The sequence below is a fragment of the Achromobacter pestifer genome, from assembly GCF_013267355.1.
GTDB lineage: Bacteria > Pseudomonadota > Gammaproteobacteria > Burkholderiales > Burkholderiaceae_B > Achromobacter > Achromobacter pestifer_A.
Window position 1 is genome coordinate 1,258,337 of record NZ_CP053985.1, and the last position, 13,631, is coordinate 1,271,967.

Consider the following 13,631-nt stretch of genomic DNA (forward strand, 5'->3'; position numbering starts at 1 on the left):
GGCAGACGCCGGGCGCCGCGCGCGCCCGGCCACAAGCCTGGGGGAAACCAGCGTGAAATACATACTGCGCCGCATCGCGGCAGTCATTCCTGTCATGGCCGTGGTCGCGGTCGTGGTGTTCCTGCTGATCCATCTGTCGCCGGGCGATCCCGCGGCGGTGATCGCGGGCGACAACGCCACCGCCGACGACGTGGAAAAGATCCGCCAGAACCTGGGCCTGGACAAGCCGCTGCTGCAGCAATTCGGCATCTGGGTCAGCCATATCGCCACCGGCGACCTGGGCACCTCGATGTCGACGCAGATGCCGGTTTCGCAACTGATCGGCCAGCGCATGGGACCGACGCTGTCCATCGCCGTCTTCACCATGCTGTTCGCGGTGATCGTGGCGATTCCGCTGGGCGTGCTGGCGGCCTGGCACGCGGGACGCTGGCTGGACCGGCTGGTCATGATAGGCGCGGTCTGCGCGTTCTCGGTGCCGGTGTTCCTGATCGGCTACAGCCTGGTCTACGGTTTTTCGATCAAGCTGGGCTGGCTGCCGGTGCAAGGCTACAAGCCCATGGCCGACGGCCTGGTGCCCTACCTGCGCCACTTGGTGCTGCCCTGCCTGTCCCTGGGTCTGGTGTACATGGCGCTGCTGACCCGCATGACGCGCGCCACCATGCTGGAGGCCCTGTCCGAGGACTACATCCGCACTGCCCGCGCCAAGGGCCTGGCGGCCGGCCCCATCGTGTGGCACGCGCTGAAAAACGCGGCCAATCCCATCGTCACCACCATAGGCGTGGGCGTGGCCCTGCTGATCGGCGGCGTGGTGGTCACGGAAACCGTGTTCGCGATTCCCGGCCTGGGCCGGCTGACCATCGACGCCGTGCTGCGCCACGACTATCCGGTCATCCAGGGCGTGCTGCTGGTGGCCTCCGGCATCTATGTCCTGATCAACCTGCTGGTCGACCTGAGCTATCGGCTCTTCGATCCGCGCATCCGCTATTGAACGGGGGCAACGCATGACCACCACTACCCTGTCCCTGCCCGCGCGGCGCCCGCGCCACCGCCGTGTGCTGCGCTCGCTGCGTCGCCATCCCATGCTGTACATAGGCGGCGCCATCCTGCTGGCGCTGGCCGCGATTGCGCTCGCCGCGCCCTGGCTGGCCACCGTCGACCCGCAGGACATCAACCCGCTGGCGCGCATGAAGCCGCCTTCGTCCGAACACTTCTTCGGCACCGACGCGCTGGGCCGCGACGTCTATTCGCGCACCGTCTGGGGCGCCCGCGTCTCGCTGGTGGTCGGCATCGTGGTGGCGGTGGTTTCCACAGTCGCTGGCGTGGCCCTGGGCATGGCGGCAGGCTACTTCCGCCGCATCGACGCCTTCATCATGCGCATCATGGACGGCTTGATGGCGATTCCCGGCGTGCTGCTGGCCATCGCCCTGATGGCCACCCTGAAGGGCGGCCTGGGCACCGTGATCATTGCCATCGTCATTCCCGAGGTGCCGCGCGTGGTGCGGCTGGTGCGCGCGCTGGTGCTGACGATACGCGAGCAGCCCTATATCGAGGCCGCCATTTCGTCGGGCACGCGCGTGCCCGCGATCCTGCTGCGCCACATCCTGCCCAATCTGTTCGCTCCGCTGATGGTGCAGGCCACCTTCATCGCGGCATCCGCCATCCTGACCGAGGCGGTGCTGAGCTTCCTGGGCGTGGGCATTCCGCCCCACATCCCCAGTTGGGGCAACATCATGGCCGAAGGCCGCAACTTCGTCGCCGTGGCCTTCCACATCATCCTGTATCCAGGCCTGTTCCTGGGCGTGGCCGTCCTGGCCGTCAATCTGGTGGGCGACGGGCTACGCGACATGCTCGATCCCCGCCTGGCGAAAAAGCTGTAGGAGCGCCCATGCAAACCCAACCCGTCTTGCGCGTGCGCGACCTCACCACCTGTTTCGACGGCGACGAAACCACGGTGCTTGCCGTGGACCGCCTGTCCTTCGACCTGATGCCCGGCGAAACCCTGGGCTTGGTCGGCGAATCCGGCTGCGGCAAGAGCGTCACGTCCCTGTCCATCATGCGGCTCTTGCGCGCTCCCGGGCGCGTGGCCGGCGGCAGCATCGAGTTCGACGGCCAGGATCTGCTGGCGCTGCCTGAAAAGGCCATGCGCGCCATCCGCGGCAACCAGATCTCGATGATCTTCCAGGAGCCCATGACCTCGCTGAACCCGGTGTTCACGGTGGGCAAGCAAATCAGCGAATCGCTCATGCTGCACCAAGGCCTGTCGCGCCGCGAGGCCATGGCGCAGGCCGAATCGCTGCTGGAGCTGGTGCAGATATCCGACCCGGCGCGCCGCGTGCGCGAATATCCCTACCAGTTGTCGGGCGGCATGCGCCAGCGCGCCATGATCGCCATGGCGCTGGCCTGCCAGCCCAAGGTCCTGATCGCCGACGAGCCGACCACCGCGCTGGACGTCACCATCCAGGCGCAGATCCTGCACCTGTTGCGGGAAATCCAGCAGCGGCTGGGCACCTCCATCGTGCTGATCACCCATGACCTGGGCGTGGTCGCACAGATGTGCCAGCGCGTCATCGTGATGTATGCGGGGCGCAAGGTCGAGGAAGGCAGCGTCGACGACATCCTGGACCGCGCCCAACATCCCTACACCCAGGCGCTGATCCGCTCCCTGCCCGACTTCGCCGAGGGCCAGGACCATACGGCGCGGCTGGCCGAGCTGCCCGGTATCGTGCCGGTGATGACGCCCGAGTCGCGCGGCTGCGCCTTCGCGGCGCGCTGCCCGGAAGCGCAACCGCGCTGCACCGAGCAAGCGCCGCCTGCCGCCGATGCGGGCAACCGTCACCGCGTCTGGTGCTGGGCCCGCGCGGCCGAACCTGCCCCCGCCGCCCTGACCGCCTGAGGCCCGCCATGAACCTGCACGACATCCCCCTTGCGAGCGCCATGTCCGCGCCCGCCGCCGACGCCCCGCCCATGCTGGAGGTCATCGGCCTGAAGAAGCACTATCCCGTGGACAGCGGCAGCGGCGCCAAGGTGCTGCGCGCGGTCGACGGCGTGTCCCTGTCGGTGCCGCGCGGCCAGACGCTGAGCCTGGTGGGCGAATCCGGCTGCGGCAAGTCCACCACCGGCAAATGCCTGATCCGCCTGACCGACCCCACCGAGGGCCGCATCCTGCTGGAAGGCCGCGACCTGGCCGCCATGAACAGCCGCGAGCTGCGCGCCATGCGCCAGCGCATGCAGTTCATCTTCCAGGATCCGTTCTCGTCGATGAACCCGCGCATGCGGGTGCGCGACATCATCGGCGAGCCGCTGCGCGCCTTCGGCCACGGCCGCGCCGCCATCCGCGACCGCGTCGCGCAGCTGCTGGCCCGCGTCAGCCTGCGTCCGGACGCCGCCGACCGCTATCCCCACGAGTTCTCCGGCGGGCAGCGCCAGCGCATCGTGATCGCCCGCGCCCTGGCTTTGGACCCTGGCCTGATCGTCTGCGACGAACCGGTATCGGCGCTGGACGTCTCGGTGCAGGCGCAGGTCATCAACCTGCTGATGGATCTGCAGCGCGATCTGGGCCTGACCTATGTGTTCATCTCACACGATCTGAGCGTGGTGCGCCACATCAGCCACCGCGTCGCCGTGATGTACCTGGGCAAGATCGTCGAGACCGGCACCCGCGAGGCCATCTTCGAACGCCCCGCCCATCCCTATACCCGCGCCCTGCTGGCCGCCGTGCCTTCCGCCCGCCAGGGCGAACGCAAGCCCGTGGAAGTGCTGAAGGGCGAGATTCCCAGCCCGCTGTCGCCGCCCTCGGGCTGCGCCTTCCGTACCCGTTGCCCGGTGGCGCAGCCGCGCTGCGCCGAGGAAGCGCCGCAGCCCCGCCTGATCGCCCCCGAACAGCAGGTCGCCTGCCATTTCGCCACCATTTAGCCGGAGATACCCATGTCCCAGACTGACGCCACCCCGTTCGACTACATCCTTGCCGGCGGCACCGTCATCGACGGCACCAACTCGCCGGGCCGGCTTGCCGACGTCGGCGTGCGCGGCGACCGGATCGCCGCCGTCGGCGACCTTAGCGCCAGCAGCGCCCGCCGGCGCATCGACGTGGCCGGCAAAGTGGTGTCGCCGGGTTTCATCGACTCGCACACGCACGACGACAACTACCTGCTCAAGCACCGCGACATGACGCCCAAGATCTCGCAGGGCGTCACCACCGTGGTCACCGGCAACTGCGGCATCAGCCTGGCGCCGCTGGCGCACGCCAACCCGCCCGCGCCGCTGGACCTGCTGGACGAAGGCGGCTCGTTCCGCTTCGAACGCTTCTCCGACTACCTGGAAGCCTTGCGCGCGGCCCCGCCCGCCGTCAACGCCGCCTGCATGGTGGGCCATTCCACCCTGCGCGCCGCCGTCATGCCCGACCTGCGGCGCGAGGCCACGGCCGAGGAAATCCAGGCCATGCAGGCGCTGGCCGACGACGCGCTCGCCAGCGGCGCCATCGGCATCTCCACCGGCGCGTTCTACCCGCCCGCGGCCCATGCCAGCACCGAGGAAATCATCGAAGTCTGCCGCCCGCTGGGCACGCATGGCGGCGTCTACGCCACCCATATGCGCGACGAAGGCGAACACATCGTGGCGGCGCTGGAAGAGACCTTCCGCATCGGCCGCGAGTTGGACGTGCCGGTGGTGATCTCGCACCACAAGGTCATGGGCAAGCCCAACTTCGGCCGCTCCAAGGAAACGCTGGCGCTGATCGAGGCCGCCATGGCCAGCCAGGACGTGTCGCTGGACGCCTATCCCTACGTGGCCGGCTCCACCATGCTCAAGCAGGACCGCGTGCTGCTGGCGGGCCGCACGCTCATCACCTGGTGCAAGCCCTTTCCCGAACTGAGCGGGCGCGACCTGGAGGAAATCGCCGCCGAACGCGGCAAGTCCAAGTACGACGTGGTGCCGGAACTGCAGCCCGCCGGCGCCATCTACTTCATGATGGACGAGCCCGACGTGCAGCGCATCCTGGCGTTTGGGCCCACCATGATCGGCTCCGACGGCCTGCCCCACGACGAACGTCCGCACCCGCGCCTGTGGGGCACCTTCCCGCGCGTGCTGGGCCATTACTCGCGCGACCTGGGCCTGTTCCCGCTGGAGACCGCGGTCTGGAAGATGACCGGCCTGACCGCCGCCAAATTCGGCCTGGCCGAACGCGGCCAGGTGCAGCCCGGCTACTACGCCGACCTGGTGGTCTTCGACCCCGCCACCGTGGCCGACTCGGCCACCTTCGAACGCCCCACCGAGCGCGCCGCGGGCATCCACTCGGTCTACGTCAACGGCGCGCCCGTCTGGGAAGGCCAGGCCTTCACCGGCCAGCACGCGGGCCGCGTCCTCAACCGCGCCGGAGCCTGAGCGCCGCCAGCCCTTACAATCCGGCATACGCGGCGGGGCTTGCGGGCCCTGCCCCCACCACCCCCTACCTGCCAGATCGCTACATGGCCCTACCCGGCACTACATCCCCCCCCGAGATCGTGGGCAAGGAAGAAATGGGCGCTCGCCTGCGGGCCGAGCGCAAGGCGCGCAAGATGACCCTGCAGGCGCTGTCCGCCGCCAGCGGCATCGCGGTCTCGACGCTGTCGAAAGCGGAGCTGGGACAGATCGCCCTGAGCTACGAGAAGTTCGCCGCGCTGGCGGGCGCGCTGGGCATAGACATGACCCGCATGTTCATGCTGCCCGACGCCTCGCAAGCCGCCGTCGCCCCGACCTTCGTCAAGAACAAGCTCAGCGACGCCCGCGACTACGTCACGGAAAACTACCACTACCGCTTGCTCATGGGCGAGTACCCCGGCAAGAAGATGACGCCCATGCTGGCGCTCATCGACTCGCGCAAGGTGGTCGAGTTCGAGGACTACATCCGGCACCCTGGCCAGGAATTCGCGGTGGTGCTGTCGGGCAAGGTCCGCATCCAGTTCGAAAACGGCGACAGCGTCGTGCTGGGCAAGCTGGAAACCGCCTATTTCGACAGCAGCATCGGCCACGTCTACCTGTCCATGAGCCGGAAGCCCGCCGAAGTGCTGGCGGTGTGCAGCGACGTGGGCGAAGTACCGTCGCGGCTGAAGGCGCCCTGAGCCGACAGCCGCGCCACGAGCGTCCTTGCCCGGAAGGCCAGTGCGCACGCCAGGCCGTCCCCGGCCGAGCGGCCGCGCGCGGCGCTGGCATATGACTGTCATACTCGCAGGCGATACTGGCGTTCGGATATCCGCCAGCCCCCGAATCCCGGGCGCGCGCCGGATATTCATATAAAAGGTAATTCGTTGGCCGCCGCCCCTGGCCGCCTTACGATACCTGGCATCGACTGGGCCTGACGCCCGCAGGAATGCTCCATATGCAACGCTTGATATCCCCGATTCTTACCCGCCGCCCGGTGCTGCTGGCCGGTCCGCTCAGCGCGCGCCGCTACGACGCCGTGATTTCCCTCAACGCCCACCGCGAAGCCCGCAAGCTGCGCGAATCCGCCCAGCGCATCCTGGCCGTTTCCGCCCGCTACATGCTGCCGGGCGCCTGAACCTGTCCCCCAACGCCGCGGCCTGACCTCATCCGAGCGCGCAGCGCCCTTCGCCTCCTGCATGCAGTTCCTCCAGCCGCCACCTGCGGTAGCATTGCCGATTCGGCCCGAAACCGGGCCAGGCAGAACAGGAGTCATGCATGCAGAAGGTGGTAATCGTCGGCGGCGGCCACGCGGCGGCGCAATTGTGCGCCAGCCTGATAGAAGGCGGCTTTCCCGGCAGCCTGACGCTGGTGTGCGAAGAGGCCTCGCTGCCCTACCACCGCCCGCCGCTCTCCAAGACCTACATCAAGGATCCGGAAGCTCCGATCCAGCTGCTGCGCCCCGAAGCGGTCTACGCCGACGCCGGCGTGCAGGTCCTGCTGGCCGATCCCGCCGTCGGCATAGACCGCGACGCGCGCCGCTTGACGCTGGCTTCGGGCAAACAGCTGGATTACGACGCGCTGGTGCTGGCCACCGGCACGCGCGCACGGCGCCTGCCCGACGTCCCGGATGAACTGCAGAACCTGATCTACCTGCGCAACGCCGACGACGCCGCGCGCCTGCGCGCCGCGATCGCCGACGCGCCTTCGGTCACCGTCGTGGGCGGCGGCTTCATCGGCCTGGAAATCGCCGCCACGGCGGGCGCCCTGGGCAAGCCGGTCACCGTCTTCGAATCCGCGCCGCGCCTGCTGGCGCGTTCCGTGTCGCCCGAGGCCTCGGACCACGTCGCCCGCGTATTGCACGAGTCCGGCGTCGACCTGCGCCTGTCCTCCGACCTGCAACATATCCGGACGGAGAACGGCCGCGTGCGCAGCGTCGTGGTCAACGAAGTGGAACATCCGGTGGACCTGCTGGTCGCCGGCATCGGCGCCGTGCCCGAGATCACGCTGGCGCAGGCCGCCGGCCTGGACTGCCTGAACGGCATCGTGGTGGACGCGCTGATGCAGACCTCGGCGCCGGGCATCTACGCCATCGGCGACTGCACCTCGTTTCCGTATGCGCGCTGGGGCAAGACCCTGCGCCTGGAATCGGTGCAGAACGCCAACGACCAGGCCCGCACCCTGGCCGGCGTGCTGCTTGGCACGAAGACGCCGTATCACGCCCTGCCCTGGTTCTGGTCCGACCAGGGCGCCCTGCGCCTGCAGATCGCCGGCCTGGCGCCTCCGGATACCGAGCGCGTCCTGCGCCCGGGCGCCAAGCCCGGCAGCTTCTCGATCCTGCACTTCGCCGACGGCCATCTGGTCTGCGTCGAGTCGATCAACGCCCCGATGGACCACCTGGCGGCGCGCAAGCTGTTGGAATTGGGACTGAACCCGCCTCGCGAAGTCCTGGCTGACCCGGCCGTGCCGCTCAAGAGCCACTACTGAAGCAGATAGCGGATATGCCCGCGCCGGCGCGCCTCAGATAAAGCCGGCGGCGCGGAACATGCGCTCGTAGATCTGGCGCAGGACATCTTCCTTGCGCTTGTTGTACTCCATGACCTGCATCACGCCAGCCGCCGCATCGCGCTTGGCCTGGGCATACCGATCGCGGTCGGCGTCATGCTGGCGCAGCCAGTCGCGGAACATCCGGTGCCGGATGTTCTCGGGACAGTCCGGGCCGAACACGTGCAGGTTCACGCGCGGAGCGGCCAGCTGCAAAAGGCGGTGCTGGTGCCAGGACGGTTCCCGCAAGATCAGCAGATAACCGGCGGCTTCCAGGGCGGGGACATAAGCGTCCTCCCGCGCGGGGTCGGCCACCGTCAGGTCGATGTCTATCACCGGCTTGGCCGGCAGGCCCGGGACCGCCGTCGAACCCATATGCTCGACCGCTAGCGCGGCCGGTCCCAATGCCTCGCGCACCTGCGCCTCCAGCTGGCCATAACGGGCCGGCCAAGCGGGGTCATAGGGCACAACCGCGACCCGCTCCGGCGCCGGCTTGCCACGGACCCAAGGGTCCTCGTCCGGGTCCGCATCGTAATGCCGCATGATTTCTTCAGGCGTGGGCGCGCGCCGGTTTCCTGCCTGGGTCAATTGCCGAAAGCGCGGCGCAGGCGCTCCAGTTCGGCCATGTTCAGGCGCTTCGCTTCCGCTTCGGCGTAGTTCCGTTCCCCTGATTCGTACGCACCCTTGTAGATGCACTTGCCGCGGCTCGCGCACTCTCCGCCGGCGCGGGCGGTGGAGGAATAAGACTTGGCGGCACCCTGCTCCGAAGTCTTGGAACCGCTGGAGGAGCAGCCGGCCATCAGCGCAGCCGCAAAAATCGCCACACCACAGCGGCTCAACGTTTGAATGGACATTTCCTGGCCCTACAGAAAAGCTGTAGCCGACTTTATAGCAGGCTCTTCAAATCGCCGATCCACGGGGAATTGCTTCGAAACGTTGCCGGTCAGAGAGCAAGAGAGTGTTGGCAACCTTTGGCGGCGCCCTGGATTGCCGGCTAGACTGCCGCAGCCGGCCAACCCACGCCGGCAAACCAATTATGCCGCTGCAAGCTCATTGCAACGGCTAACCTCGTTCCCGAACACTGCCGTGGATGCGCCATCCTCATGAAAATTGCGCTCAAGCTCATCGCCGCCTATCTGGCGGCAAGCCTTGTGATGACGGTGCTGTCCGTCGTCCTGAATCCTCCGCATGCGCATCTGCCGACTTCGGTGGTGTTTCTTACTTTCCCCTTGGTGCCGCTGGTCACGGCGCAGAATATCTACGCAGGAAACGCCGGGGCGGATGGCCCGCTGCTTGGAGGTGTTTTTCTTCTGGTGTTTGGCGGACTGGCGTGGCTGGCGTTGCGATCCAGATAACGGCCGGCGCGCCGATTCGCTGCACGCACCCTCGATACCGGGCCCGCGGCGGGAAGCCGCGAGCGACGTGTCACGCCTCGTCCGGCACGCTCATCGCCCTGCGGATTTTCTCGGCGACTTCCACGAGTTGCGGGCCGTAGACTTCGACCAGTTCGCGTTCGGGCAGCAGATAGGCCGCACCGCCCAGATTCAAGCCGTACAGGCTGCCGTCGGAAAGGCGTATGGCGGTGCCTACGCCGTGGATATAGCTCTGCCATTCGCCCAGCGAAGTACAAAATCCGTGGCGGTCCATATCGCGCATGGCTTTCTGCAGACCAACCAGGGCGGTAGCCCAATCGGCGCCGAACTGGGGCCGCAGGACTTCCAGCAGATTTTCGCGCTCGGTTTCTTCCATGCGGGCCAGATAGGCCCGCCCCATGGCGCTGGTGATGACGGGAATACGCGAGCCATTGAACAGGCGCAGGCCGAGCAGACCCGAGCCTTCGCAGGTCTCGATGTAAAGCATCATGCGCTTGTGCAGGATGCCCAGGCCGACGTTACCGTTGCTACGGTCGGCAAGCTCCTGCATGAGGGGCGCGGCGACCTGGCGGATATTGCGCCGGGCCAAGGCGACCTGCCCCAGCGCTACGGTGCTGCTGCCCAGTTCGTAGTTTTCCTGGCGCGCATTGAATTCCAGATAACCGAGACGGCACAGGGTATAGGTCAGCCGCGATACCGTTGCGGCGGGCATGCCGGTGCGCTCTGACAATTCACGGTTGCCCAGCGGACCCTCGCGCAACCGGAATGCCTTGAGTATGTCCAGGCCGCGCGCCAGTGCCACGACGAATTGCCTGTCGGAGCTGTCTTTCAAATCGTCACGGGCGACCGTATTGTCAGCGGGGCTGGCGCCCATCGCCTTGCGGCGCCGGCCATTCGCGGGCGCGGGGATGCGGTCAGTCTTGCTCATGGGGAAATTCCGGATTCAGGCATATGAGTCTAGCAGACGGGTTGGACGGCCGAACCTACGCAGCGGGGCCGACTGCAGGGTTCCCGCGCCAGTGAGCAATCGCCGTATCCGGCCAGCCCCACGCGCGCAAGCATTGCTCGTAGCTGCTGTTGACGGGTTCGGGCGGACGGGGCGTGGCGCTAGGAGTGCCACTGAAGCGCGGAGCCGGCGCGGGCTGTGAAACGCCGTCCACGTCGATGAATGTGGCACGGGTCCGGGTGTGAGGGTGCAGGGGAGCCTCGGCAATGGACAAGACTGGAGCGACGCAGGCGTCGGTGCCGTCGAAAATTGCGCACCATTGCTCCTGTGTGCGGGATGCGATGCGCGCCGCAATCCGCTCGCGCAAGGCTTCCCAGCCGGCGCGCGGATCGCCGGCCTGGATATCGCTGTCCAGCCCGAGCTTGTCGAAGAAGGTCTTCCGGAAACGGGTTTCAATGGGTGCAACGGACAGGTACTTGCCGTCGGCGCAGCGATAGACGTCGTAGTACGGCGCACCGGAGTCCAGGACATTGGTGCCGCGCTCGGGATTGAGCAGTCCGGCCGCCGCCATGCCGAAGAACGGAGTCATGAGCGAGGCGGCCCCATCCACCATGGCCGCGTCGACCACCTGCCCCGCGCCGCCGCTGCGTACCGTGTAGACCGCTGCCATGACCCCCAGGGCCAGGTACAGGGCGCCGCCGCCAAAATCACCGACCAGGTTCAAGGGCGGCGTGGGCGGCTGCCCTTTGCGGCCGATGGCGTCAAGCGCGCCCGTCAGGGCGATGTAGTTGAGGTCATGGCCAGCCATGGCGGCATAGGGGCCGGTCTGCCCCCATCCGGTCATGCGGCCGTACACCAGACGCGGATTGCGGGCCAGGCAGGGTTCCGGTCCGAATCCCATGCGCTCCATAGTGCCGGGCCGGAAGCCTTCGAGCAGCGCGTCGGCGGAGTCGAGCAGTTCCATGGCGAAGCGCGCACCGTCGGGCGTCTTCAGGTCCACGCTGATGCTGGGCCGGTTGCGCAGCAGCAAGTTGTACTTGAGCGGACGTTCCACACCCAGATCAGCCGCCGGTTGCTGCCGCTCCAGCCGTATGACGGTAGCCCCGAGATCGGCGAGCAGCATTCCGCACATCGGAACCGGGCCGATGGCCGGGAACTCCACCACTTTCAGTCCTGCCAAGGGACCCATTGCTTTCTCCTTGTTCAATGTCATTTCAAGCCCCCAACCCGGCCCGGCCGTTGTTCAGCACGACGGTGCCGCGCTCCAGCGCACTGCTGCGGAACAGCGCCGAGCCATGGTCGATCCAGATTTCCGTGCGCAAGGTTTCCCCTGGGTATACCGGCGCGGAGAAGCGCACATCCATGGACTGCAAGCGTTGCGGCTCATTGCCGCAGGCTGCGTCGAGCAAGGCGCGGCCGGCCATGCCGAAAGTGCACAGGCCATGCAGTATGGGTGCCTTGAAACCTGCGTCCGCCGCCAGTTGCGGATCCACGTGCAAGGGGTTGTAGTCGCCCGATAAACGATAGATGAAGGCGGCCTGCGGCAGGATGGCCTGATCCCGCACATAGTCGGGAGCGCGCTCAGGCATGGCCGCGCTGTGACGCGCCGGTGGTGGCGGCCCGCCAAAGCCGCCGTCGGCGCGCAGCACGGACGTGACGAACAAGCTGCACAGCAGTTCGTCCGTCGCCGCGTCGACGACGTCGCGCCGGGTATGCACGACCGCGCCCTTCTCCGGCCCGCGATCGTACACATCGGTGACACGGGTACGGCCGATCACCGTACCCGCCGTGGGCAGCGGCCGGTATAGCGCCATGCCCTGTTCGCTGTGCAGCATCTTGTGCCATTGCAGGCCGAGCCCCGGATCGCGCATCCATAGCCCTGGGTAGCCCAGCACCACCGCCATGGTGGGCAGCGCAAGCAGATCGCGCTCGAAGGCGAAGCGCATGGCCTGGGAGGATTGCGGATTGTCCCCTACCCCCAGGCCCAGCGCGTACAGCATGGTGTCGCGCTCAGTATAGGCATGGCGGACGTCGGGGATGGTCCAGTTCAATAGCAGTTCGCGGTCGATGGGCATCGCCTTGCTCCTGTGGGCAGCGCCTTACTGGCGCGACGGTGCTTCGAAGATGCCGACCACGCAAGCGGCTTCTTCAAGCCCATAGAAGCCGCCGCCGTTCTCGGTCATGCCCAGGCGCGGATTGCCTGCCACCTGGCGCTGGCCCGCCTCGCCGCGCAGCTGCGTCACGATCTCGTGCACCTGTATGGCGCCCGTGGCGCCGATGGGATGCCCCTTGGAAAGCAGGCCGCCGGATACGTTCAGCGGCAAGCGCCCGCCCAGGCGTGTCGCACCGCTTTCGACCAGCGCGCCGCCGTCGCCATAGTCGCAAAAGCCGCAATTCTCGCTGTGCAGGATCTCGGCGATGGCCGATGCGTCATGAAGTTCGGCCAGTGAGATGTCCTGCGGGCCCACGCCAGCGGCCTCGTAGGCGCGCCAGGCGGCAACCCGGGTCAAATGGCGATCGACCTGCTCGGCAGTACGCTGCGAACCGCTGCTCACCGCGATGCCGCGGATTCTCACCGCCCGGCGGGCGTCCAGGCGCTTGAGCGCTTTCTCGGACACGACGACCAGGGCAGCGGCTCCGTCGCTCATGGGTGCGCACATCGAGCGCGTCATGGGCCAGGCGATCAGCTTGTCGGCCAGCACTTCCTCCACGGTCATGGGTGTGCGGTATTGAGCCAACGGGTTGAACTGCGAATGCCAGTGGTTCTTGGCGGCCACGGCCGCAATCTGGCGTTGCGTGGTGCCGAAGGTCTTCATGTGAAACCGTGCCTGCGCGGCATAGATGTCCATGAAGACCGAGCGTTCGCCCACATCGGCCAGCGCTTCGGGCGGCAGCGCCATGCCTTCGCCCATGGCCAGCAAGGCCTCCATGTGTTGCTCGGCCAGGTCACGGTCCCAGCTGCCCTTGAAAGCCTCGAACATCTGTTGGCGCTTTTCGGGGTAGTTCATTTTTTCCGCGCCCACGACCAGGGCGACGTCGTACAGCCCTGCCTTGACCGCGGCGTGGGCCTGCATCAAGCCCGAACTCGAACTGGCGCAGGCGTTGTCGGTATTGAAGATGGCAATGCCTTGGAAGCCATAGGCGCGCAGCGAACATTGCCCGCGCACGCCGTGCTGGCCCTCCAGCGCGCCCTGGCGCGTATTGCAAAACCAGGCGGCCTCGATGGCCTCGCGTTCCAGCCCCGCGTCCCGCAGCGCCTGGTCCACGGCCATGGCCGACAACTGTTTCACGCTCAGGTCCAGGTGCTTGCCCAGCGGCGTCATGCCTATGCCAACAATGTACGTCTCGCTCATGTCTCTCTCTATTTTTCTATT

General features: G+C 67.2%; 15 protein-coding genes. 9 read left to right on the forward strand and 6 right to left on the reverse strand.

All coding sequences use genetic code 11. The annotated features are described in order from the left end of the window. The first annotated feature begins 52 nt into the window (after positions 1-52). The 8 genes from FOC84_RS06195 to FOC84_RS06230 all read left to right on the forward strand — a co-directional run bounded on the left by FOC84_RS06195 (position 53) and on the right by FOC84_RS06230 (position 7,881). The gene (locus FOC84_RS06195; protein ID WP_173143658.1) at positions 53-988 is read left to right on the forward strand and encodes an ABC transporter permease; all 936 of its coding nucleotides are present in this window, start codon (positions 53-55) and stop codon (positions 986-988) included. A 13-nt stretch (positions 989-1,001) separates the two neighbouring features. Further along, a complete protein-coding gene (locus tag FOC84_RS06200) occupies positions 1,002-1,877 on the forward strand; it encodes an ABC transporter permease (protein WP_173143659.1) in 876 nt (291 codons plus the stop codon). An 8-nt stretch (positions 1,878-1,885) separates the two neighbouring features. After that, positions 1,886-2,893 carry an ABC transporter ATP-binding protein gene (locus FOC84_RS06205; protein WP_173143660.1) on the forward strand — a complete coding sequence of 336 codons (1,008 nt, stop codon included), beginning with the start codon at positions 1,886-1,888 and terminating at the stop codon, positions 2,891-2,893. 8 nt (positions 2,894-2,901) lie between these two features. Beyond that, positions 2,902-3,912: an ABC transporter ATP-binding protein gene (locus tag FOC84_RS06210; protein ID WP_173143661.1), complete on the forward strand. Its 1,011-nt coding sequence runs from the start codon at positions 2,902-2,904 to the stop codon at positions 3,910-3,912. 12 nt (positions 3,913-3,924) lie between these two features. Then, the gene (locus tag FOC84_RS06215) at positions 3,925-5,379 is read left to right on the forward strand and encodes an N-acyl-D-amino-acid deacylase family protein (protein ID WP_173143662.1); all 1,455 of its coding nucleotides are present in this window, start codon (positions 3,925-3,927) and stop codon (positions 5,377-5,379) included. Positions 5,380-5,462: 83 nt separating this feature from the next. Further along, positions 5,463-6,095: a helix-turn-helix domain-containing protein gene (locus tag FOC84_RS06220; protein ID WP_173143663.1), complete on the forward strand. Its 633-nt coding sequence runs from the start codon at positions 5,463-5,465 to the stop codon at positions 6,093-6,095. A gap of 257 nt (positions 6,096-6,352) precedes the next feature. Beyond that, entirely contained in the window at positions 6,353-6,532 is a 180-nt protein-coding gene (locus FOC84_RS06225) for a hypothetical protein (RefSeq protein ID WP_088138810.1), read from the forward strand. Between the two features lie 140 nt (positions 6,533-6,672). After that, on the forward strand, positions 6,673-7,881 hold the full coding sequence (locus tag FOC84_RS06230; RefSeq protein ID WP_173143664.1) for an NAD(P)/FAD-dependent oxidoreductase: 1,209 nt from the start codon (positions 6,673-6,675) through the stop codon (positions 7,879-7,881). 33 nt (positions 7,882-7,914) lie between these two features. On the opposite strand, the gene FOC84_RS06235 is transcribed toward FOC84_RS06230, so the two are convergent. Together FOC84_RS06235 and FOC84_RS06240 are read right to left on the reverse strand one after the other, a co-directional pair. After that, positions 7,915-8,481 carry a GrpB family protein gene (locus FOC84_RS06235; RefSeq protein WP_173143665.1) on the reverse strand — a complete coding sequence of 189 codons (567 nt, stop codon included), beginning with the start codon at positions 8,479-8,481 and terminating at the stop codon, positions 7,915-7,917. A 41-nt stretch (positions 8,482-8,522) separates the two neighbouring features. Then, the gene (locus tag FOC84_RS06240) at positions 8,523-8,792 is read right to left on the reverse strand and encodes a hypothetical protein (protein WP_173143666.1); all 270 of its coding nucleotides are present in this window, start codon (positions 8,790-8,792) and stop codon (positions 8,523-8,525) included. Between the two features lie 249 nt (positions 8,793-9,041). Here FOC84_RS06240 and FOC84_RS06245 point away from each other — a divergent pair, with 249 nt between their 5' ends. Beyond that, the gene (locus FOC84_RS06245; protein ID WP_173143667.1) at positions 9,042-9,293 is read left to right on the forward strand and encodes a hypothetical protein; all 252 of its coding nucleotides are present in this window, start codon (positions 9,042-9,044) and stop codon (positions 9,291-9,293) included. A 70-nt stretch (positions 9,294-9,363) separates the two neighbouring features. Here the strand turns inward: FOC84_RS06245 and FOC84_RS06250 are convergent, their stop codons facing one another. From FOC84_RS06250 to FOC84_RS06265, 4 genes are read right to left on the reverse strand one after another with little or no spacing between them, the layout of a single operon-like run. Then, positions 9,364-10,239, reverse strand: coding sequence for an IclR family transcriptional regulator (locus FOC84_RS06250; RefSeq protein ID WP_173143668.1), 876 nt, complete (start codon positions 10,237-10,239; stop codon positions 9,364-9,366). A 55-nt stretch (positions 10,240-10,294) separates the two neighbouring features. Next, a complete protein-coding gene (locus FOC84_RS06255) occupies positions 10,295-11,446 on the reverse strand; it encodes a CaiB/BaiF CoA transferase family protein (protein ID WP_173143669.1) in 1,152 nt (383 codons plus the stop codon). 25 nt (positions 11,447-11,471) lie between these two features. After that, positions 11,472-12,332: a MaoC/PaaZ C-terminal domain-containing protein gene (locus FOC84_RS06260; protein ID WP_173143670.1), complete on the reverse strand. Its 861-nt coding sequence runs from the start codon at positions 12,330-12,332 to the stop codon at positions 11,472-11,474. Between the two features lie 24 nt (positions 12,333-12,356). Then, positions 12,357-13,610 carry a thiolase family protein gene (locus tag FOC84_RS06265; RefSeq protein ID WP_173143671.1) on the reverse strand — a complete coding sequence of 418 codons (1,254 nt, stop codon included), beginning with the start codon at positions 13,608-13,610 and terminating at the stop codon, positions 12,357-12,359. Positions 13,611-13,631: the final 21 nt, after the last annotated feature.